The following is a 20948-nucleotide window of genomic DNA, read 5'->3' on the forward strand; positions in this document are numbered from 1 at the left end:
ATATCCCCTAAGCGAATTGACGCTTTTCGCCTTCGCCATCAACATTACTGACACAACGACCACAGATTTCAGGGTGAGTAGGTTCAACACCTACATCGTCGCTGTAATGCCAGCAACGCTCACATTTAGCGGCATCTGTTGCTGCAACACTAATGTACAAACCTTCAATTTCTGTTTCTTGCGTATCTGCAGGTTGGCTATCAACGCGAGTAACGTTAACAGCTGATGTTAACAGTACAAAACGCAGCTCATCACCCAATGCTGTTAATTTATTTGCCAGCTCTTCTCCCGCAAATAAATTAACCGTTGCTTGAAGTGCAGCACCAATAACTTCTTCTTTACGTGCCGCTTCTAATAAACGGTTCACTTCGTCACGTACATTTAAAATTGCTTGCCAGTCATCATTACTAAACTGGGTATTTGTTGGTGCTTGTAAACCTTCATACCACACTGATGTGAATACGTAATCACTGCGTTCACCTGGCAATGCTTCCCAAATTTCTTGCGCTGTAAAGCTCATAATTGGTGCCATCCAACGCGTCATTGCTTCAGCAATATGATAGAGCGCTGTTTGACAAGAACGTCGTGCATGGCTGTCGCTCTTTGCAGTGTACTGACGGTCTTTAATCACATCTAAATAGAACGAACCAAGCTCACCCGTACAGAAGTTCATCAGCTTTTGTGTAACTAATAGCATTTGGTAGCTATCGTAAGCGGCTAAAATTTCGTCCTGCAGCTGAGCTGCACGTCCAACAATCCACTTATCAAGCTCAACCATATCATCTACAGCCACTTGATCTGTTTTAGGATCAAAACCATTTAAGTTAGCGAGTAAGTAACGGCTCGTATTACGAATACGGCGGTAGCGATCTGCTGAGCGTTTAAATATTTCGTCCGATACAGTCATTTCTGCCGTGTAATCAGTAGAGGCAACCCATAAACGTAAAATATCTGCACCTAGCTTATTCATAACGTTTTGTGGAGAGATAACGTTACCTAACGATTTAGACATTTTTCTGCCGTTTTCATCAACGGTAAAACCATGCGTAAGCACTTGTTTATAAGGAGCATGACCATTAATTGCAACCGATGTCATCATCGACGACATAAACCAACCACGGTGTTGATCAGACCCTTCTAAATATAAGTCGGCTGGGCCGACTAATTCTTCACGCGCATCAACAACACACGCATGCGACACGCCTGAGTCAAACCATACATCGAGTGTATCTTGCACTTTCATGTATTGTTTAGCGTCTTCTTCGCCTAATAGTGTTTCTGGCTCTAAGTCATACCATGCTTGTATGCCTGATTTTTCTACTAGTTCTGCAGCTTGCTCAATAAGCGCTTGGGTATTTGGATGTAATGCACCGGTGTCTTTATCAACAAATAAAGCAATCGGCACACCCCATGTACGCTGGCGAGAAATACACCAATCTGGACGGCCTTCAACCATGTTTGCAATACGGCTTTCGCCCCACTCAGGGAGCCACTGTGTATTTTTGATTTCAGCAAGTGAATCTTTACGTAAATTAGCTTGATCCATACTAACAAACCATTGCGGCGTAGCACGGAAAATAATAGGGGTTTTATGGCGCCAGCAATGCGGATAACTGTGAGTAAGTGCATGGTGATGCACTAAAGCGCCACGCTCTTTTAATACTTCAATGACGCTCGCGTTAGCTTTAAATACATGCTGACCTGCGAATAATTCTGTATCAGGCAAGTACACACCGTTTGCGCCAACTGGGTTAGCAACTTCAAGGTTGTAGTTTAAGCCTGCCACGAAATCTTCTTGACCATGACCCGGTGCTGTATGCACCACGCCAGTACCTGAGTCCGTAGTTACGTGTTCTGCAACAATCACCGGTACACTAAAATCATAAAAAGGATGTGCTACTTGCAAGTTTTCAAGTGCAGCGCCTTTTACATAGCCTAAAACGTGGTAATGGTTAAAACCAAAACGATCCATAGCATCTTTTACAAGCTCTGAGCCTAAAATTAAACGTTGCTCAGCACCTTCATCTTCAACTTGAACCAATGCATATTCTAGGTCAGCATGGACAGCGACTGCACGGTTGGCCGGAAGCGTCCATGGTGTTGTAGTCCATATTACAGTGCCAACATCACCTTTACCTTTATGCCCTTGTGCCATATCAAATGCATTAACTACAGCGTCTTGATCATCAAAAATAAAACGCACATCAATTGCTGGCGATTGTTTATCTTGATACTCAACTTCAGCTTCAGCTAACGCAGAACCACAATCTGTACACCAGTGCACAGGTTTTGCGCCTTTGTGTAGGTGACCATTTTTAATAATACGACCAAGCACACGAATTGCATTCGCCTCAAAGTCAAAGTTCATTGTTAAATAAGGCTTGTCCCANTCGGCAAACACACCTAAACGTTTAAAATCAACTTTTTGACCTTCAACTTGCTTTTTAGCATATGCGCGGCATTTTTCACGAAACTCGCTCGCAGTTACTTTAACGCCAGGCTTACCTACTTTTTTCTCAACCATTAACTCAATTGGTAAACCGTGACAGTCCCAACCTGGAATATACGGCGAGTCGAAATCTGATAAGGTTTTAGACTTAACAATAATGTCTTTTAAAATTTTATTGACTGAGTGACCTAAGTGGATGTCGCCATTTGCATACGGAGGGCCGTCGTGCAAAATAAAGGTTTTTTTACCTTTTTTAGCGCTGCGGATTTGACCGTAAAGGTCGTCTTCATACCATGCTTTTAGCATTTTTGGTTCACGTTGTGCCAAATTGCCACGCATTGGAAACGGTGTTTCCGGTAAGTTCAAAGTATGTTTATAGTCGCTCATTTATCCTACATTCCGTCTCTATCGGCTACCTGATTTAAACCAAAACACTGTTTAGCGGCGGCAACATCTGTTGCTATTTGCGCCGTTAATTGTGTTAATGTCTCGAATTTTTTTTCATCGCGGAGTTTTTGTATCAACTCAACGTGCATAAATTGTCCGTAAATGTCTTGTGCAAAGTCAAAAAGATGAACTTCTAGAAGTGCACGTGTCCCATTAAATGTGGGTTTATTGCCTATATTAGCAACTCCAAAAACCCGTTTCCCTGCAATGGTCGCTTGCACAGCAAACACTCCATTTACGGGGCAAACTTGGCGTTTGAGCGCTATATTTGCGGTTCTAAAGCCAAGTTCACGGCCTCGTTTCCAACCATGTATAACACGCCCAGAAATCGCATAATTATGACCAAGCATTACTTTGGCATCAGCTAAGTTGCCACATGCCAATGCTTCACGTATTAACGTGCTGCTTACTCTAGCATTTAACTGGTGAAAACTCGCAGTGCTTTGTACATCCATGCCCGCTTGTTTACCCATATTAACAAGTAAATTAAAATTACCTTTACGTTGTTGGCCAAACCTAAAGTCGTCACCCACCGTTAGCGCTTTAACACCGAGTTTTTTTATTAGTATCTCGTTCACAAACTGTTCTGCGTGCATATTTGCAAACTGCTGGTTAAAGCTAATGCAAATAACTCGCTCAATGCCTAAATCGCTCAATAAACGCAGCTTATCACGTAACCGAGTAAGCCTTGCTGGGGCATTGTTTTTTGCAAAAAACTCTTGAGGCTGAGGCTCAAACAACAACACCGTACTAGGTAAGTTATGTGCTTTAGCGTCGGCTAACAAGCCTTTTAACACTTGCGCATGACCTAAGTGAACGCCGTCAAAATTACCAATAGTTAACACACACCCAAAATGCTGTGGGCGAATATTGTGTATACCTCTAATTAACTCCATGCCACCTAAAGCCTTTTTTCAGCAAGTATTATCACGACTTATACCAAGGAAAAGCCACAAGGCTGCCGATTATAATCTTTTTTTTAGTTTGATTCAGTAATTGCTACACTTTTTATCGTATTTAGTCTTACGCCCATTAAAAAGAGCATTGTAAAGTAGCTAACTCCTGCTAGTGCAACAAGGGCAATTAATAATATAACTTGCTGTACGAACGCCCACGAGGCCCAGTAATAGTAACTACTTACATACCATGTAACACACCCCATAACTATACTTGCAACAAAACACTTTATAGTGAAACGCAAACTCATAGAAGAAAACTGATAAACGTTTTCTTTTTTAAGCTGCCTGTAAAGTAAAAATGCATTACAACTGGCTGACATTGATGTCGCGAGTGCTAACCCTAAGTAACCAATAAAGGGTGCCAACATAATGTTAAATACCATATTTAACACTAAGGTTATAATCCCAATTCGTACCGGCGTTTTAGTATCTTGGCGGGAATAAAAACCAGGCGCGAGCACTTTAATCAACATAAAGCTAACTAACCCTACAGAGTAAGCAACAACACCTAAACTTACCGCTTTTACATGATCAACACTGTCCTCTTTAAAAGCACCATGATCGAATAACACCGTAATTATAAGTGGGCTAATTATCATTAAGCCAACCATTGCTGGTATACCTAAAAATATTACAAAGCGAACCCCCCAATCTAACGTCTGCTGAAAATCACTGAGTTTTTTACTGCTGTGCAATTTAGAGAGTGCGGGTAAAATGACCGTTGCTATACCAATTCCAAATAAGCCAAGCGGAAACTCTATTAGCCTATCTGAGTAATAAAGCCATGCTATAGAGCCTGTCATCAGTAATGAGGCTATCATGGTATCTAGTAATAAATTAATTTGGCTTATCGATACGCCAAACAATGCAGGCAGCATCAGCTTGCGCACTTTTTTTACGTTCTCGTCTTGCCAAGCCCAACGCGGACGAGCCAACATTTTAGCGCGGTATAAAAACGGCAGTTGAAATAACAATTGAACAATACCACCTACAAATACACCAACGGCCAACGCATAGGCGCCTACACTAAATTTATCATGTAAAAAGATTGCACAGGTAATAATTGATATATTTAGCAACACAGGGGTAAACGCTGCAACGGCAAAACGATTGTAAACGTTCATTACAGCCCCGCTCAGCGCGACTAAACTTACAAAAAACAAGTATGGAAAAGTAAACTTTAATAACGAACTGGCTAGTTCAAACTTTTCTGCATTAGGGCCGCCCTGCCACCAATCAATAAACCACCCTGTACCAAATAAAGCGGCGATAACTGGCGAAGCCACCACACCAAAAATAGTGACTAACAGTAAAATAGTACTCAGCGTACCGGCTGCTTGGGCAACAAAGAGCCTTACTTTATCATCACCTTCCTGCTCCTTTATTTCACTTAAAACGGGTACAAATGCCTGTGCAAAAGCGCCTTCTGCAAATAAGCGACGTAAAAAATTAGGAATTCGGTTAGCAAATAAAAAAACATCAGCTGCAGCACTTGCTCCTAATAAATTAGCAACAACAGCATCTCTTACGAGTCCTAAAATGCGCGATATCATAGTCATACAACTAACAATCATACCGGAGCGAAATAAACCTTTTGACACCTTAAACCTACTTAAAAATCCCTAAGACACACGATTATGCCACAGTCTTTTTTATAAATCGCTTTAAAGCACTAGGCTGAGGGTCTGTGCTTTGTTACAATAGCGTCATTAACTGCTAAAGCGGCAAATTGATGCTCGTTATAAGGAGCAGTTTTTCTTGGATTGTTAAATTTAAATTGACATTCATGATAGAAACAGGCATATTCCACGGCCTTTAATTTAAGCTTTATTTTAAGATTGTTAGGAGCAAACCTTGGCTAACATCAAGTCTGCAAAAAAACGCGCTATCACAAGCGAAAAGAACCGTCAGCACAACGCAAGCCGTCGCTCAATGATGCGCACTTACTTCAAAAAAGTAGTTGTTGCTATTGAAGCTGGCGATAAAGAAGCTGCACAGCAAGCTTTCTCTGTTGCTACACCTATCCTAGACCGTTACGCAACTAAGGGTCTAATTCACAAAAACAAAGCAGCTCGTCATAAGAGCCGTTTAGCAGCTAAGATTAAAGCGCTATAATTTGTTTTTGCTTGAATATAAAAAACCGGCTTTTGCCGGTTTTTTTTTACTTTAAATATTGTGATTTACATTATTTCTAAATCAGGATAAAACTTTTTAAGCATGGCGGCTATTTTCTTTGGCGTAAATGGTTTTACAATAAACCCTTTAGCCCCTTTATCTATAGCATCCTTCACGTTATCAACACCTGAATGAGCAGAGACCATCACCACATTTGTTTCGGGGCTCATTTCGTTAATTTGTGCGATTAATTCTTTACCATCTCCATCTGGCAATTCAATATCTAAAAAAATCATACTGTATTTTGCAGCTTGGCATTCACTAATACACTGTGAGGCGGTAGATGCTTCCTTTACATTGTCTATCCCTAGATGCATGAGCGTTTGACTCAAAAAACTACGCACCGTGCTAACGTCATCCACAATTAAAATTGATAGCTGCGTGTCCATCTTCATTCCTCATAGGCTATAAGCTAACTTTACGTTATTATAATAATTAGCTTAGTATATAAATTTACTATTTGAATTATAAAGACCTATGTAAAAAAGGCCAGATCTGCTTTATGTCAAAAACACCAAAAAAACAATCCTTGCTAGGTAAAACACCAGCAAGAAAAAAAACAACACAAAAAAACAAAACTCAGGCAACTTCTCAAAGGCAGGCTCAAACAAATCAACACAATATTGATGCTGCGTTAAATAGCCAAGAACCTAAAGCCAAAAAAGGACTGTTAATAACGCTCGCTATTATTGCAGTAATCATTGTCGCTTTTCCAAAACCAACTTTACTCACCTATAAAAAATTAGGGATGGTTAGCGAAAGTATTTATTGGCCTGGTGTATTTGGATACGGTGCAACGCTTATAGACTCTAATTTACACCCTAAGTTTGACGATAAGCGCAAATCTCTTTATTTATGCCGTGATTTACAGAACCCGCAGAGCTGTCAAAAGTATCAAGTTATTGCTGACGACGGTCTAATTTCAGCGATTAAAAGTTACTTTTAGCATAAATAAAACTAATCTGAAAATATAAAATTACTTGGTTGAAAGGTGCGCAAAAGATCACCATAATGGCGCTCCTTTTTTCAACAACTGAACTATTGAAACAACCATGCTAAACGAGCTAGATTGGCTTTTAAACACGATACTACTTGCACTAGGTTTAGGTGCATTCTTTATTAACCACATAACATTACTGCGCGTAGCTGCGATAAGTGCATGTGGCCTGCTATTTTTATCATTTAGCTTAGATCTTATGTCGTCGAGTGTTATTTCAAATATGAGTTTGGTATTGATCAATACATTTTACCTGTTTAAGGTTTATACATTTGGGCAACTTAATGTAACTCAGAGCTAACAACTTCCCTTAGAATTTTTTATAGCCCAGCATTGCTGGGCTTTTTTATTGTATAAATCAAAATGGTTGGGAAATTGGGTGAACTAAGATAATATTTACCTCGTATTACATTATTTTTGAGATTTCGGTATGTCTTTATCTGATTTTGATTTATTTTTATCTTCTATGGAAGATGTGACCCCTATTAGCAGTGATACCATTAAGCCGTTATCAAATAACCCTCACTCTTCACTTGCGCAGCAACAAAAGCGACAAGCGGCTGAAAACACTTTATCGGTAGATGAAAACTACTTAAGTTCAGAGTCTGTAGAGCTTGTTGAGCCATTTGCTATATTAAGCTTTAAAAAAGACGGTGTACAAGGTCCTGTATTTAAAAACTTGCGTTTAGCAAAGTATCAAGTTGACGCGACCTTAGACCTTCATGGCCAGCTACTTAACAATGCACGCAATACGCTCTTTAATTTTATTAATGACTGTCAGCAGCAAAATGTACGTGTGGTGCTTATTAGGCATGGTGTAGGAATCAAAAATAAAACTAAACCGGGAATACTTAAAAGTTTTGTAAATAAATGGCTACCTGAGTTGCCCGCAGTGTTAGCATATCATACTGCACAGAGACATCATGGTGGGAGTGGCGCAACTTATGTTTTGCTTAAAAAAAGTGCCGATAAAAAACACGAAAATAGAGAAATTCACAGCAAGCGGTAAACCTGCTGTGTCAATTTTTTATAAAACAGTTGGCTGATTAAACCATGCAGATACGCCTAATATTATTATTGAAATTATAATTAAGCTTAACCTAGCACCGCCCTGATTTGTTTTCATTTCACCCTCTTTATATTTTTATTGTTGAGAACACATATAACATTAATAAAAATTACATATGTTAACAAGCTGTTTCTTTAAATATTTATCAATATCCTTTCGTTCTATCTATTCGATTATTTAAAGTAATACCTTGCTGCAAGCGTTCAACGTTTTCTGCTATTTGTGCTGTAACACTGTTTATATCTGATAATGCAGCACAATGCGGTGTAAGGGTTATTTTATCATGCTGCCAATAAGGGTGTTCTTTACCAAGAGGTTCGTGTTCAAAAACGTCAATAACTGCAGCTCGAAGTGAATTTTCCTCTAAGGCATTAAGTAAATCAGCTTCTATAACATGCTCACCTCGCGCAACATTTATAATAACAGCATGATTAGGAAGCATACTAATTGTACTTTTATTAATAATACCTTTCGTTTTTTTGGTTAATGGCAACAAACATATTAGATAATCAATATTGCTAAGCATTTTTTGAAGCCCTTGTTCGCCATAAAATAAATTAACTGTATTACTCGTTTTATGTGTATGAGCCCAAGCATTTACACTAAAGTTATTGGCAATAAGTTGTTTCGCACATGCTTTGCCTAGCTCCCCAAAACCCAAAATCCCTACCTTATTTTGTTCATAAGCGCGTTTAGGTTTCCATTGCTGCTGTGTTTGCTTAATAAAGTATTCTTTTAATCGTAATTTTTGCGCTAAAACGTGAGTTAAGACATATTCGGCCATGTCTTGCGCTAACTTTTCGTCAACTATACGTACTACATCTATATTGTCGCCAAGCAAACTTAAATCAATGCTGTCTACACCGGCACCGAATGACGATACCGCTTTAAGGTTTGGTAACTTTGCCCACATATCTTGTGGTGCTTTCCATGCTAATACAAAATCAATACTTTCTAGATTATTACAATCTGGCCATTGCTGTATTTGTGTAGAGGGTAATCGGGCTTGTAATTGCTCTATTAACTTTGTGTTATCTCGCCCTGTAATTGCTACTAATACCGACATAGTTACTTCCAAAATAAGTTTATATAAAAATCAATGCTGACCAATCAATCACTAAGCAGCCTTCTTTACACTTTAAAAGGTCACACAACTGCAAAATAACTGTCACACCCTTTTTTTACTCTATATACATGGCAACCAAGCTAAATTGCAAAGAGGTTTGTATGATCAGTGTCGATAAAGTAATTGCAGCAAATTTACCACAATTAGAAAGCTCACCAAAAGTAAAAAGCCTAGTAAAAAAGGGGTTAGGCTATTTATTGCATGAACAAGAGTTTGTTGCCTTTGCAGACACCTACCCTCATTTACAAGGGCTAGAATTTGTTGAACAAGTTCTCGATGAGCTAAATTTTGATACACGTTATAAGCCAAAGCAAATAGAGCATATTCCTAGCGAAGGTAAATTAATTATTGTTGCAAACCACCCTATAGGCTCTTTAGATGCGCTTGCATTAATTAAAGTGATCTCAAGCGTAAGAAAAGATTTAAAAGTTGTCGCAAACCGTATGCTTATGTCGGTAACCCCTATGCATGATTTGCTTTTACCTGTGAATAATTTATCAGGCACAAGTAAAAAACAAGAGCTTCATAATATTCACCAGCATTTAAAGAATGAGGGGGTATTATTGATATTTCCCGCCGGCGAAGTTTCACGATTAAGCCCAACAGGTATCAAAGATTGTAAATGGAACAGCGGATTTTTACGTATGGCAAAAAAAGCGAATTGTCCTATATTACCCATTTATATTAAAGCTAAGAACAGCCCGTTATTTTATGGTACTTCAATAATTTATAAACCATTAGCTAGCTTATTATTAGTAAAAGAAATGTTTAAACAACGCCAAAAATCGTTAGAGTTTGAAATTGGTGCGTCTATCCCTCCTGCGTCATACCTAATAGAAAACTTGAAAGACAAAGAGGTTGTTAACTTAATTAGAAAACAACTGTATCGCCTCACAAGCAAAAAACCGTTACCACTAAAAACACAAACACCGATTGCTGTTCCAGAATGCAGAAAAGAGCTGAAAAAAGCGATAGAGGCGTGCCAGCTTCTGGGGAAAACACAAGATGGAATGCATATTCATCTATATCAATATACAGGTAGCTCACCTATTTTTAGAGAACTGGGTAGGTTGAGAGAAATAGCGTTTAGAGCCGTCGGTGAAGGCAGCGGTAAACGCCGCGATATAGATAAATACGATATGGATTATCAACATCTCGTGCTTTGGGATCCAACACAGTTAGAGTTAGCTGGTGCCTATAGATTAGCATGTGCTAAAGAAATTATTGATAAGCATGGTCGTAAAGGGCTATATACCGATAGCCTGTTTACATACACCGATGCCATGGAACCCTATTTGGAGCAAGGAATCGAGCTTGGCCGTAGTTTTGTTCAGCCAAAGTATTGGGGCCGTAAAAGTCTAGATTATTTGTGGTACGGTATTGGTGCTTTTATTAAAAGCTACCCTCAATATCGCTATTTATTTGGTGCTGTTAGCGTACCTAACACGCTAGCTGATCCAGCAAAAGCCATGCTAGTGCATTACTACCAACATTATTATAAAGCAGATGAGATACTTGCCACTCCTAATAACGAATTTAAACCCAGTGAACAACAGCTCGGACAATGTGACATCATTTTTTGCAAAAACGATGTAAAAGAGGACTTTGTAGAACTCAAACATGTACTTGCTAATATGGGCGCGCAAGTACCTACGCTATTTAAACAATACACCGAGCTATGCAAACCTGGCGGAGTGAAATTTTTAAGTTTTAGTATAGATCCCGACTTTAACAATTGTATTGACGGTTTAGTCTTAGTTGACTTACACAGTGTAAAAGAAAATAAAGCCAAACGATATTTAAGCTAATCAAGGCGAGGTGCCCCTCGGTGCTACCTACCTGCTGTTAAAAAGCGAGCTCATTTAAAATTAGTGTCATTTATAAAAATACGTGAAAGTAAATCATAATAAATAGCCTCAACTTTAATTAAGTCATCAATAGATACATGCTCATTAATTTGATGAATTGTTTTGTTTTTTAACCCAAACTCAATCACTTGAGTATGACTGTTAGCAAAAAAACGACCATCAGATGTCCCTCCGCTTGTGCTTAGAAGAGGGTAGTTTCCGGTTTGACTATGTATGGCTTGTTCAACACAAGAAATTAAACTCCAAGTACTATCAGTGCGGGTATAATATGGCTCACATGGACGTTCCCAGTTAATCGTTATGCAACGTGAAAATTCATCCAACGAATTAATCAATATCGATTTGATTTCGTTACTGTTGTACCGATGGCTATAACGAATATTAAATGTGATTTCGCAGTGACTGGGGACTAAATTATCGACCACATTATCAGTATTTATCCCTGTGACTTGCAGTGTGGTTTTTGAGCCTGCATCATCTAAATGCCACACTTGCTCACTCAATTTACTGACTATTTTTGCACTAATATGTGCGGCATTAATGGTATTTTGAGGATAAGCTACATGCCCTGCTTTGCCCTTTACCAAAATACGAGCCGAAAGCGCACCACGACGGCCATTTTTAATTGTATCACCAACATATGTGGAACTTGTAGGCTCGCCTACAATACACCCATCTAAAACAATCCCATTTGAAGAAAGCTTATCAGCTATTTGCGCAGAACCAAACTCAGCTTCCCCCTCTTCATCAGAGGTAATGAGCCAATAAAAAGTCCCCGCTTTTGATGATGTGTTATTTATTAATTTTTTTGTGGCACTTAGCATCGCTGCCACGCCTCCTTTCATATCAGCAGCACCTCTTCCGTAAATTACGCCATTAATTATTTTTCCGTCAAACGGAGGGCTTAGCCAATCATCATTGTCTGCGGGCACCACATCAATGTGCCCTGAAAAAGCGATACAAGGTCCTTCTTTAAATTTAACACGCGCAATTAAGTTAGTGACACCATTACTCGTAAACTTCTCACAAAAAAAACCTAGCTCGCATAACTGCTCAACTAACCAATCTATTGCGCCGGCTTGATTTGGCGTCACTGATTTAAACTGGATAAGCGTTTGTAGTTGTTTTATTAATTCGGCGTTCAACCTATGAGATATGATTGCTTGTTGTGAAACCACTAAAGACATTTTTAACACCTTAATTACTAAGTAAGGCATTATTAAATAGTGAGAGTATGACTAAGAGATGTCAGCATTTATACATTCTGATGATTATTAATTACAAAAATTGTCAATCATTGCAGTTACAAAACAGTGTTAAAATTAATCTAAATCAATAAAACACTTTTCAATGTTCAATCATTTCTGAAACTTTGATCTAGCACAGGTTTTTCATATTTGTTAAACGCAATAATAGCGCCAATCAAAAAGTAGTTCTTGGAGAACAACATGAAAACTAAAATTAGCATTGCAATATTCACCTCTTTATTAGCACTTTCTCCGGCTGCAAACGCAGACTTCAGCGTTAATGTAGGTGCTATTAATGTAAACCCAGACAATAGCGGATCAGCAATTAACGAAGCTCCTTCATTGGGCCTAAAAGGTGACTCAAATACCCAATTGGGTATTACCTTAGATTATGCTTTTAATGATACATGGGTATTAGAATTGATTGCTGCAACACCGTTTTCTCACGATGTGAATGGAACAGGTGGCTTAGATGGTAATAAAATTGCCAATATTAAACACCTTCCACCTTCACTGGTAGCACAATACCACTTTTTAGATACAAGCTATCAGCTTAGACCATTCATAGGTGTTGGCGTAAACTATACAACCTTTTTCGACGAACAACCTTCACAAGCACTTAAAGCAACACTTGGTACGGACGATGTAGAAGTTGAGCTTGATGATTCTTTTGGCTTGTTAGTACAAGTAGGCGCTAATTACAAAATTGATGATAATTGGGGACTACACGCTATGGTTTCTATGATGGATATCGATACAGATGCAACAGTATATGCTAATGGTTCAAAGGCATTAACATCAACTGTAGAACTTGATCCTGTGGTTGCTATGTTTGGTGTAAAGTATAGCTTTTAATATTAAAGTGTTGTGTTATGTGTGCAAAAAAGGCGCTAAGCGCCTTTTTTTTTGTGTAATGAAAACAGTAACTCAGCTTCCGCTCTGGGTAACTCGCACTCGCGTATCACCTCGTCTAAGTCAGCTCCCAATTCAACCATTTTTACAGCACGAGAATAAATTTTAGCATCAGGATCATCGTACTTTTGAGCGGACTGCTGCTGTATCAAATCTTGGTTTTGTTGTTCAACTTCAAGAACTCGCTTACCTATACTAAGTAAACCTGTTCTTAGCTCTGCAGCTTCGCTTCTGAGAATATGAATCTGCTCTGCACACTCTTTAAGCTTTTGATGCAAATCACCTGCATCACTGGTGTGTTTATTTTTAAGTGCCATAATAAGCGTTAACGATATTAATCCTATCGCTAACGCGCTTATAGCAATACTAAGTAACAGCATAGTTTATCTGGTAAAGCTTATAAATCGCTTAACTCGTCCCATTCATCATCACTAAGTAATTTATTTAGATCAACCAATATAAGAAGCTCGTTATCTCGATTACACACACCTTGTATAAATTTAGCACTTTCTTCCGTACCTACATTTGGTGCACTGTCAATCTCAGAGCTACGCAGATAAACAACTTCAGATACGCTATCGGCTAGAATACCAATAACCTGCTCTTCTGCTTCAATAATTAAAATACGCGAGTTATCAGTAGCATCGGCTGCCGACAAACCAAATCGAGCGCGTGTATCAATAACGGTTACCACGTTACCACGCAAGTTAATAATGCCTATTACATAAGAAGGTGCACCAGGTACAGGAGCAATTTCAGTGTAACGCAGTATTTCTTGTACCTGCATTACGTTTACACCGTAGGTTTCCTCTTCTAACTTAAATGTAACCCATTGTAATATTTCATCATTATTATCCGCATTTTTATTTGCTGACAGTAATTTCTCTTGGTTCATGCTGTTACCCCATAATGGTCATTACTACTGACGGCTATCTAAGCCTTCTTCTAATAATGTATTTAAATTATCTACATCAATTAAAGCACACATTTTTTCTTTAATAACCCCAGCAAGCCATGGGCGCTTACTTTGATCGGTACGCCATTTTACATCTTCTTTTGTCAATGTAATGTTATTTATTAACTTTTCTGCTAATAATCCCCACTGGCTATCACCCAAGGTGATTAAATATTGATAGTCTAATGAAGCTTCAAGTTTTTCGTCGTATTTTTCTGGCATTACCCATCGCGCAGTATCAACAACATTTAATTTTTCATCTCGGTTTAGCATAACGCCTTTAAACCATTTTGGCTTACCAAACAGGTGATTTACTTCACCTAATTGGTGTATACCGCCTAAAGCTTTGAGTGGCACAGCCAACGTAAGCCCTGCAACTTCGAAAAATAATGCTTGAAATTCGCCATCAAAGTAATCTGATTCACTGTTATTTGAGAGCTTTGGCTTTGCCTCTTCGGCTAAATCAACACTTGTACTTGTTACCTCTTTTGGCGAATCTATATTTTCTTCACCAACCGTTTTTGTCTCTGTAACGTCTTGCTTATTTTTTACTACTGGTAATTGAGTGCTTAATTCTGTTTTTACTTCAACATCCGGTTTTTTAAGTCTAAGGTCCGCAGTTACATTATGTGAATCATCCGGTATATTTTCTAAAAGCTTTGCTACGGGCTCTAGATCACTCGCAAGCTCCTCTTCACAAAGCAAGGCACCTAAATACTGAGTCATTACTTTTTCATTAGCAAATAGTTGCTTACTCATTCATTAACCTTGTTCAATTAAATATTCTAATAATGCTTTATAAGCAAATACACCACGAGAACGAGGGCAAAACTCTATTGGTACCTTTTGAGCCAAACTTGCGTCTCTTAATTTTGTATCAACGGGAATAACACCAGGCCAAACTTTATCACCGTACGTTTCTTGTAAAGTTTTATAAGCCTCAAGCGATGCCTTTGTACGTTTATCGTACATTGTAGGTATTATAGTATATTCATAACTTTTCGCCTGTGAGCTCTGCATTAATTCCATTGTGCGCATCATCCTATCAAGGCCTTTAAGTGCAAGAAACTCTGTTTGTACAGGCACTAAAATTCGCTCACTGGCAGCTAATGCATTAACCATCAATACACCTAAAACAGGTGGACAATCTAAAATAGCATAGTCGTAATGTTCGCTTATTTTTGCAAGCGACTTTTTCAATATTAACCCCATGCCTGTTTTATTGCCCATACTTCTATCAAGCGTAGCAATAGCCATGGTAGCCGGCAAAATATCCAAGTTTTCAAGTGTAGAAGGACACAGTGCTTGAAGTATTTCCTCGCTCTGCATACTGGTTCCGCGAGCAAAAATATCGTAAACACTGACTTCTAAATCTTCTGAATCAATACCAAAGTAATAGGTCAAAGAAGCATGCGGGTCAGTATCAATGAGTAAAACTCGCTTACCTTGTAATGCTAAAATTCCAGCAAGACTGACCGCAGTAGTTGTTTTACCAACCCCCCCTTTTTGGTTTGCTACAGTCCAAATCTTCACATTACATCCCAGTTACTTTTCATTACGTGTAGTAATACGTATGCCACCATGTGGTAAACGAATAATTTTTATTGTGTCATCGTCTGACGGCAACTCTACTTCTGGCTCTGGCTCTTTAATCTCAGCTGCTTGTTCTTCAGCCAGTTTATTTACTTCATTAGGCAATCCATATTTAGATAAAGCTATAACCACTTTGCGATTTTCAGCGCGCCCCTCTTCTGTATTATTTTCAGCAAAAGGTGAATATTGTCCATACCCTTCAATGGCCATTCTGGCTGAATTTATTCCTAATGATTCAAGCTCAACTAAAACAGAAGTCGCCCGAGCTACAGATAATTCCCAATTAGAACGAAATATTTCATTTCGAATAGTTTCATCATCTGTATAACCGCGAACCCGTATATAGTTATCTACCGGTTCAATAATATCTTTAACTATTTTAACGACTTGTTTTGCTCGAGAATGTGCAACAGCACTACCGCTAGAAAACAACATACCTGAACTCAGCTCGATAATTAGCCAATCTTGATGTAATTCTAGGTTAGCCTCACCATCACGAATCTCGTCAATAAGCGCAGATTGAAGCTTTGTTAATAAACTATCGAGCGGTTTTCCTAAATATTTTTGCTGGATATTGCTCGTATCACTTTGGCCATCGAGTAACTCGGGGCCTTGCTCTTCTTTGTTTATACTTTCACCATAGAGTAATTCTTTCTCAGGCGTGACTCTATCGGTGAGTATTCCGGTACCCTCTACCCCCGTCCCTTGCTGAGAATAAATACGTGCTGATTTATCAAACACTTGCTCTAAAGAATCCGATAGAATTTGAAAGTTTTCCTCTTTGTTTATTGCAATAGCATACATTACAACAAAAAAAGCAAACATGATGGTCATGTAGTCAGCATACGACACCAACCAGCGTTCTGTGTGCTGACTTTTTTGGGCCGAGCGACCCAAACGTCGACGCATCATTTTATGCGTCCACTAGGTTTGGCCGCTCAACACGGTAAGCTTCAAGCTTTAACTCTATATTCATAGGGCTTTGGCCATCGCTAATTGCAATGATACCTTCAGCAAGCATCTCGTGGTAAAGCATCTTTTCTTCTACACGTTGCTTAAGCTTATTTGCCATGGGTAAAAATAATAAATTAGCCAAGCCCACGCCGTATATCGTGGCAATAAAAGCAGTAGCAACTCCAGCACCTAGTAATTGGGGGTCAGTAATAAAAGACATTGCTTGAATAAGTCCAAGAACGGCCCCTAAAATACCTATGGTAGGACTATAGCCGCCCATTGCTTCGTAAACCCGAGCCGCTTCTAGTAAGCGTTCACGTTCTAACAATAAATCTATCTCAAGTGTATCTCTGAGTTTTTGTTCTGAACCACCATCAACTAATAGGCTGAGCCCCTTTGCGGCATAAACATCTGAATGCGTTAATGCCTCATCTTCTAGTGCTAAATAGCCCTCTTGTCTCGCTTTATGCGACCAACGTTTAACCTGTTCAATCGCATCATCAATATCATAGCTTGGCGTAACAAATACCCAGTGACTCATTCTAAGCATTTTTTTAAAAGTACTGGCAGATGTTTGAAGCATGACAGCACCTAAAGTACCACCTAGTACGATAATAAGTGCCGGACCATTAAAAAGCGCTGCAATCACACCACCTTCTAGATGATAGCCAATTGCTATAGCACTTAGTGCAACTATTAACCCAAGTACGGAGAGCTTATCCACAACCGGTTTCACTTTTTATCCGCGTTGCAATATCATCCAGCGCTAAACTCTCACTTGAAAGTCCCGCATTAGCAACAGCTTGTGGCATACCATAAACAACACAGCTTTTTTCGTCCTGTGCCCAAATAGTAGCCCCAGTTTGTTTTAACATTCTCGCACCATCTCGACCATCGGCGCCCATGCCAGTTAAAATAATTGCTAATACATCGCCTTGAAAAGCCTTAGCTACACTTGCAAACGTTACATCGACGCTAGGCTTATAAGTAATTCGCTCGCTATTATCTTCAAAAACACGCAATGTTTTTGAACCACCTCGTCCTTCAACCATCATTTGTTGACCGCCAGGCGCTAAATAAGCAGTTCCTGGGTCTAACCGGTCACCTTGTTGTGCCTCTTTTACTTTTATTTTGCACAAACCATTTAAGCGAGCTGCAAATGCCGGTGTAAAAGCAGCGGGCATATGCTGAATGAGTAAAATAGGATGCGGGAAATTAGCTGGTAATTGCGTAAGCACATTTTGTAAAGCAACTGGGCCACCTGTAGACGTACCAATTGCGACTAATCTATATTGCTTTCCACTGGCACGAGAAGGAAGGGAACTCTGTGTTTTGGTTAATGATGATTCAGGGGTTGAACGCTGAAAACTTCTATCCGGTTGCCTGATGGAAGATGTGCTACTTCTTTGAGGTACCGCACGCGTTGCGGGTTTAGAATACGAAACTGGCTTAAAAGTTCTGGGAATGCGTCTATTGCCAATTTCTTTAACTTTAGCTTGGAGAAGCTTTATGGCATCTTCATTATTACGTGCTATGTCTTCAAACTTTTTAGGCAAAAAGTCCATCGCCCCCGCATCAAGAGCATCGAGTGTGGCTGTTGCGCCAGCACGGGTCAAAGAAGAAAACATTAAAATTGGTGTAGGATTGCTGGCCATTATTTCTTTAACCGCGCTAATACCATCAAGCACTGGCATTTCTACATCCATTGTGATCATATCAGGACGCAGTTGGGCCGTTTTTTCAACAGCTTCTCTGCCATTTATGGCAAATCCAATTACTTGTATGTCGCTGTCTTGCTCAAGAATTTCGCTTACTCTGCGACGAAAAAAGCTTGAATCGTCAACAACTAAAACTTTTACGGCCATTTAACTCTCTTATTAAATTTCTATGCAGGCACACTTAATTGTGTGCCTGCTTTATGATTTAGCCTGCGTAGTGTTTTAACATATTGGGAACATCTAAAATAAGTGCAATTCCACCATCTGACGTAATAGTTGCACCTGCCATACCAGGAGTGCCTTGAAGAAGTGCATCAAGGGGCTTTATTACAACTTCTTCTTGCCCTATTAAGGAGTCAACGACAAAACCAACCTGCTGAGTACCTATTTGAACAATAACAACATGACCTTGAGCTTTGCGCTGAGTACGATCTGCTCCTTTAACTAACCAATGCTCAAGGTAAAACAGCGGTATTGCTTTTTTACGTACAATGATCGTTAGTTGACCATCAACTACATTTGTTTTGGTTAAATCTAAGTGGAATATTTCACTAACACCAGCCAATGGTAGTGCAAATGTTTGTTCACCAACTACAACCATTAAGGTAGGTAATATGGCAAGTGTTAGCGGTACTTTAATTTCTAAAATTGTACCAACACCTAGCTCTGACTGAATACTCACTGAGCCATTAAGTTGAGTGATTTTAGTTTTTACAACATCCATACCCACACCACGCCCTGAAATATCAGAGATCTCTTCCTTAGTAGAAAAACCTGGTGCAAATATTAAATTGTACGCTTCGGTATCTGATAAACGGCTCGCTTGATCGTGATCTAAAACGCCTTTACTGATTGCAATTTTTTTGAGCTTCTCAGCATCCATACCCGCACCATCATCTTTGATAGTTAACAAGATATGGTCGCCTTCTTGCGAAGCTGAAAGCGTGACATTACCCGTTCTAGGTTTGCCAGCTGCTTCACGAGCTGCTGGCATCTCTATTCCGTGGTCAACTGAATTTCTAACTAAGTGAACAAGTGGATCTGCAAGTGCTTCAACCAAGTTTTTATCTAAATCAGTTTCTTCACCAACAAGCTGTAAACTAATATCTTTATTTAAGCTTCGTGCTAAATCACGAACAACGCGAGGGAAGCGGCCAAATACCTTTTTAATTGGCTGCATTCGCGTTTGCATTACTGCGCCTTGGATATCAGCCGTCACAACATCTAAGTTAGAAATGGCTTTACCCATTGCTTCACTTTCTGAGTTAGTTGCTAAACTTACCAACCTGTTACGAACAAGTACAAGCTCACCCACCATATTCATTATTTGGTCTAGGCGTTTTGTGTCAACTCGAACTGTTGTTTCGGCTTGAGGAGGAGCTGGTTTTTTCACAGCTGCAGGCGCTGGAGCAGGCGCTGCTTTTGCTGCCGGTTTTTCTGCAGGCTTTTGCACTGGTTTTGGCGCAGCAGCTTTTACGGGTTCAGGCTTTTTAACAGGCTCACTTACCTTAGCCGCGGGTTTTGGCGCTGGCTTAGACTCTGAAGCTGCAGGACTCTCTATTGATTTAGGGGCGCCGGTGCCATGAAGTTCATCTAATAAAGCCTCAAATTCATCATCACTAATTTCATCATCGCTAGTATTACTTGCCGATGTATTTGTTGATGCCGTTGCAGTATTTTCTACTGGATTATTACTTGCTGGTTGCTCTTTTGCAGGCTCACTAGCGGCAACAGCGCCAAAGCTTCCAACGCCATGAAGTTCATCGAGTAGATTATCAAACTCATCATCTGTAATGTCTCCACTGACATCACTGCTACTTGGCGAACTTTCAGCTATTGGGCTTTGACCTTTCCCGTGTAGCTCGTCGAGTAGGTTTTCGAATTCATCTTCTGTTATTTCATCTATCTGAGTTTCTTCATCGCTTTGCGCAGCTGAACCGCCGCTAAATAACTCATCAAAGGCAAATGGGTCTTCTTCATCTGCTGATGAAGTTTCTTCTGCCACAGGCGTTTCTACAGCTTCATGTTGAGGCTCATCTGCCGTATCAAATGGAGATTCACCAGCAAGCTCTTCCTCTGTTGGAGGCAAGCCCAGTTTGTGAAGAACTTCAAGTAATTCCGGATCGGCAGGCTCAGGTTTATCGCGGTTTTGAATGGTAGCAAACATCTCGTTAATAGTGTCGAGTGCCTGCAAAATCACATCCATCAACTCAGAGTTAACTGTTCGTACACCCTGTCTGAGTAAATCGAATACATTTTCTGCACCATGACATGCGTCAACTAACTCCGTCATGGCTAAAAACCCAGCACCACCTTTTACAGTGTGAAACCCTCTGAATATGGCATTGAGTAATTCGGTGTCTTCTGGATTGTTTTCCAGCTCAACTAACTGTTCAGATAAAAGCTCTAGGATTTCTCCTGCCTCTACAAGAAAGTCTTGTAAAATATCTTCATCGACTTCAAACATGCAGTTACTCTC

At 39.5% G+C, this 20948-nt stretch carries 20 protein-coding genes and 1 pseudogene; 6 read left to right on the forward strand and 15 right to left on the reverse strand.

The features are described from left to right. Positions 1 to 7: 7 nt before the first annotated feature. The 4 genes and pseudogenes from ileS to murJ form a co-directional block, all read right to left on the reverse strand. The coding region (gene ileS, locus ATS71_RS03010) for an isoleucine--tRNA ligase (RefSeq protein ID WP_235591401.1) at positions 8 to 2389 on the reverse strand (2382 nt) is incomplete at its 5' end. A gap of 1 nt (position 2390) precedes the next feature. Beyond that, positions 2391 to 2836: pseudogene (locus tag ATS71_RS18775) on the reverse strand (class I tRNA ligase family protein); the annotation flags it as partial. Between the two features lie 5 nt (positions 2837 to 2841). Further along, positions 2842 to 3792, reverse strand: coding sequence for a bifunctional riboflavin kinase/FAD synthetase (gene ribF, locus ATS71_RS03015; RefSeq protein WP_058403477.1), 951 nt, complete (start codon positions 3790 to 3792; stop codon positions 2842 to 2844). A gap of 83 nt (positions 3793 to 3875) precedes the next feature. Continuing rightward, a complete protein-coding gene (gene murJ / locus ATS71_RS03020; RefSeq protein ID WP_058403478.1) occupies positions 3876 to 5414 on the reverse strand; it encodes a murein biosynthesis integral membrane protein MurJ in 1539 nt (512 codons plus the stop codon). 295 nt (positions 5415 to 5709) lie between these two features. On the opposite strand from murJ, the gene rpsT reads away from it, so the two are divergent. Beyond that, entirely contained in the window at positions 5710 to 5970 is a 261-nt protein-coding gene (gene rpsT / locus ATS71_RS03025) for a 30S ribosomal protein S20 (protein WP_006792774.1), read from the forward strand. A gap of 65 nt (positions 5971 to 6035) precedes the next feature. On the opposite strand, the gene ATS71_RS03030 is transcribed toward rpsT, so the two are convergent. After that, complete coding sequence (locus ATS71_RS03030; RefSeq protein WP_058403479.1) at positions 6036 to 6419, reverse strand: response regulator; 384 nt, start codon at positions 6417 to 6419, stop codon at positions 6036 to 6038. 113 nt (positions 6420 to 6532) lie between these two features. Between ATS71_RS03030 and ATS71_RS03035 the strand changes: the two genes are divergently transcribed. The 3 genes from ATS71_RS03035 (at position 6533) to smrA (ending at position 8036) form a co-directional block, all read left to right on the forward strand. Continuing rightward, positions 6533 to 6976, forward strand: coding sequence for a hypothetical protein (locus tag ATS71_RS03035; protein ID WP_058403480.1), 444 nt, complete (start codon positions 6533 to 6535; stop codon positions 6974 to 6976). A gap of 106 nt (positions 6977 to 7082) precedes the next feature. Then, on the forward strand, positions 7083 to 7328 hold the full coding sequence (locus ATS71_RS03040) for a hypothetical protein (RefSeq protein ID WP_006792771.1): 246 nt from the start codon (positions 7083 to 7085) through the stop codon (positions 7326 to 7328). A 129-nt stretch (positions 7329 to 7457) separates the two neighbouring features. After that, positions 7458 to 8036: a DNA endonuclease SmrA gene (gene smrA / locus ATS71_RS03045; protein ID WP_058403481.1), complete on the forward strand. Its 579-nt coding sequence runs from the start codon at positions 7458 to 7460 to the stop codon at positions 8034 to 8036. Between the two features lie 205 nt (positions 8037 to 8241). On the opposite strand, the gene ATS71_RS03050 is transcribed toward smrA, so the two are convergent. Further along, positions 8242 to 9162, reverse strand: a complete 921-nt coding sequence (locus ATS71_RS03050; RefSeq protein ID WP_058403482.1) for a 2-hydroxyacid dehydrogenase — start codon at positions 9160 to 9162, stop codon at positions 8242 to 8244. Positions 9163 to 9323: 161 nt separating this feature from the next. Here ATS71_RS03050 and ATS71_RS03055 point away from each other — a divergent pair, with 161 nt between their 5' ends. Beyond that, positions 9324 to 11030 carry a lysophospholipid acyltransferase family protein gene (locus tag ATS71_RS03055; RefSeq protein WP_058403483.1) on the forward strand — a complete coding sequence of 569 codons (1707 nt, stop codon included), beginning with the start codon at positions 9324 to 9326 and terminating at the stop codon, positions 11028 to 11030. 50 nt (positions 11031 to 11080) lie between these two features. On the opposite strand, the gene dapE is transcribed toward ATS71_RS03055, so the two are convergent. Next, a complete protein-coding gene (gene dapE / locus ATS71_RS03060; protein ID WP_058403484.1) occupies positions 11081 to 12277 on the reverse strand; it encodes a succinyl-diaminopimelate desuccinylase in 1197 nt (398 codons plus the stop codon). Between the two features lie 261 nt (positions 12278 to 12538). Here dapE and ATS71_RS03065 point away from each other — a divergent pair, with 261 nt between their 5' ends. Continuing rightward, complete coding sequence (locus ATS71_RS03065) at positions 12539 to 13192, forward strand: OmpW/AlkL family protein (protein ID WP_058403485.1); 654 nt, start codon at positions 12539 to 12541, stop codon at positions 13190 to 13192. A gap of 35 nt (positions 13193 to 13227) precedes the next feature. On the opposite strand, the gene ATS71_RS03070 is transcribed toward ATS71_RS03065, so the two are convergent. The 8 genes from ATS71_RS03070 to ATS71_RS03105 are packed head-to-tail and all read right to left on the reverse strand — an operon-like array spanning position 13228 to position 20936. Beyond that, positions 13228 to 13629 (reverse strand): DUF2802 domain-containing protein, encoded by a 402-nt coding sequence (locus tag ATS71_RS03070; protein ID WP_058403486.1) that lies wholly within the window; start codon positions 13627 to 13629, stop codon positions 13228 to 13230. A 17-nt stretch (positions 13630 to 13646) separates the two neighbouring features. Then, entirely contained in the window at positions 13647 to 14144 is a 498-nt protein-coding gene (locus ATS71_RS03075) for a chemotaxis protein CheW (RefSeq protein WP_058403487.1), read from the reverse strand. A 24-nt stretch (positions 14145 to 14168) separates the two neighbouring features. Then, positions 14169 to 14963 carry a chemotaxis protein CheW gene (locus ATS71_RS03080; protein WP_058403488.1) on the reverse strand — a complete coding sequence of 265 codons (795 nt, stop codon included), beginning with the start codon at positions 14961 to 14963 and terminating at the stop codon, positions 14169 to 14171. Positions 14964 to 14966: 3 nt separating this feature from the next. Then, positions 14967 to 15737 (reverse strand): ParA family protein, encoded by a 771-nt coding sequence (locus tag ATS71_RS03085; RefSeq protein ID WP_058403489.1) that lies wholly within the window; start codon positions 15735 to 15737, stop codon positions 14967 to 14969. 12 nt (positions 15738 to 15749) lie between these two features. Then, a complete protein-coding gene (locus ATS71_RS03090) occupies positions 15750 to 16709 on the reverse strand; it encodes a flagellar motor protein MotB (RefSeq protein ID WP_058403490.1) in 960 nt (319 codons plus the stop codon). 1 nt (position 16710) lies between these two features. After that, positions 16711 to 17475 carry a flagellar motor protein gene (locus ATS71_RS03095; protein WP_058403491.1) on the reverse strand — a complete coding sequence of 255 codons (765 nt, stop codon included), beginning with the start codon at positions 17473 to 17475 and terminating at the stop codon, positions 16711 to 16713. After that, a complete protein-coding gene (locus ATS71_RS03100; RefSeq protein ID WP_058403492.1) occupies positions 17468 to 18616 on the reverse strand; it encodes a protein-glutamate methylesterase/protein-glutamine glutaminase in 1149 nt (382 codons plus the stop codon). Before ATS71_RS03100 ends, ATS71_RS03095 begins: the two co-directional genes overlap by 8 nt. 58 nt (positions 18617 to 18674) lie before the next feature. Beyond that, positions 18675 to 20936, reverse strand: a complete 2262-nt coding sequence (locus ATS71_RS03105; protein WP_058403493.1) for a chemotaxis protein CheA — start codon at positions 20934 to 20936, stop codon at positions 18675 to 18677. Between the last annotated feature and the right edge of the window lie 12 nt (positions 20937 to 20948).

This window comes from Pseudoalteromonas sp. H71, assembly GCF_001468485.1.
Taxonomy (GTDB): domain Bacteria; phylum Pseudomonadota; class Gammaproteobacteria; order Enterobacterales; family Alteromonadaceae; genus Pseudoalteromonas.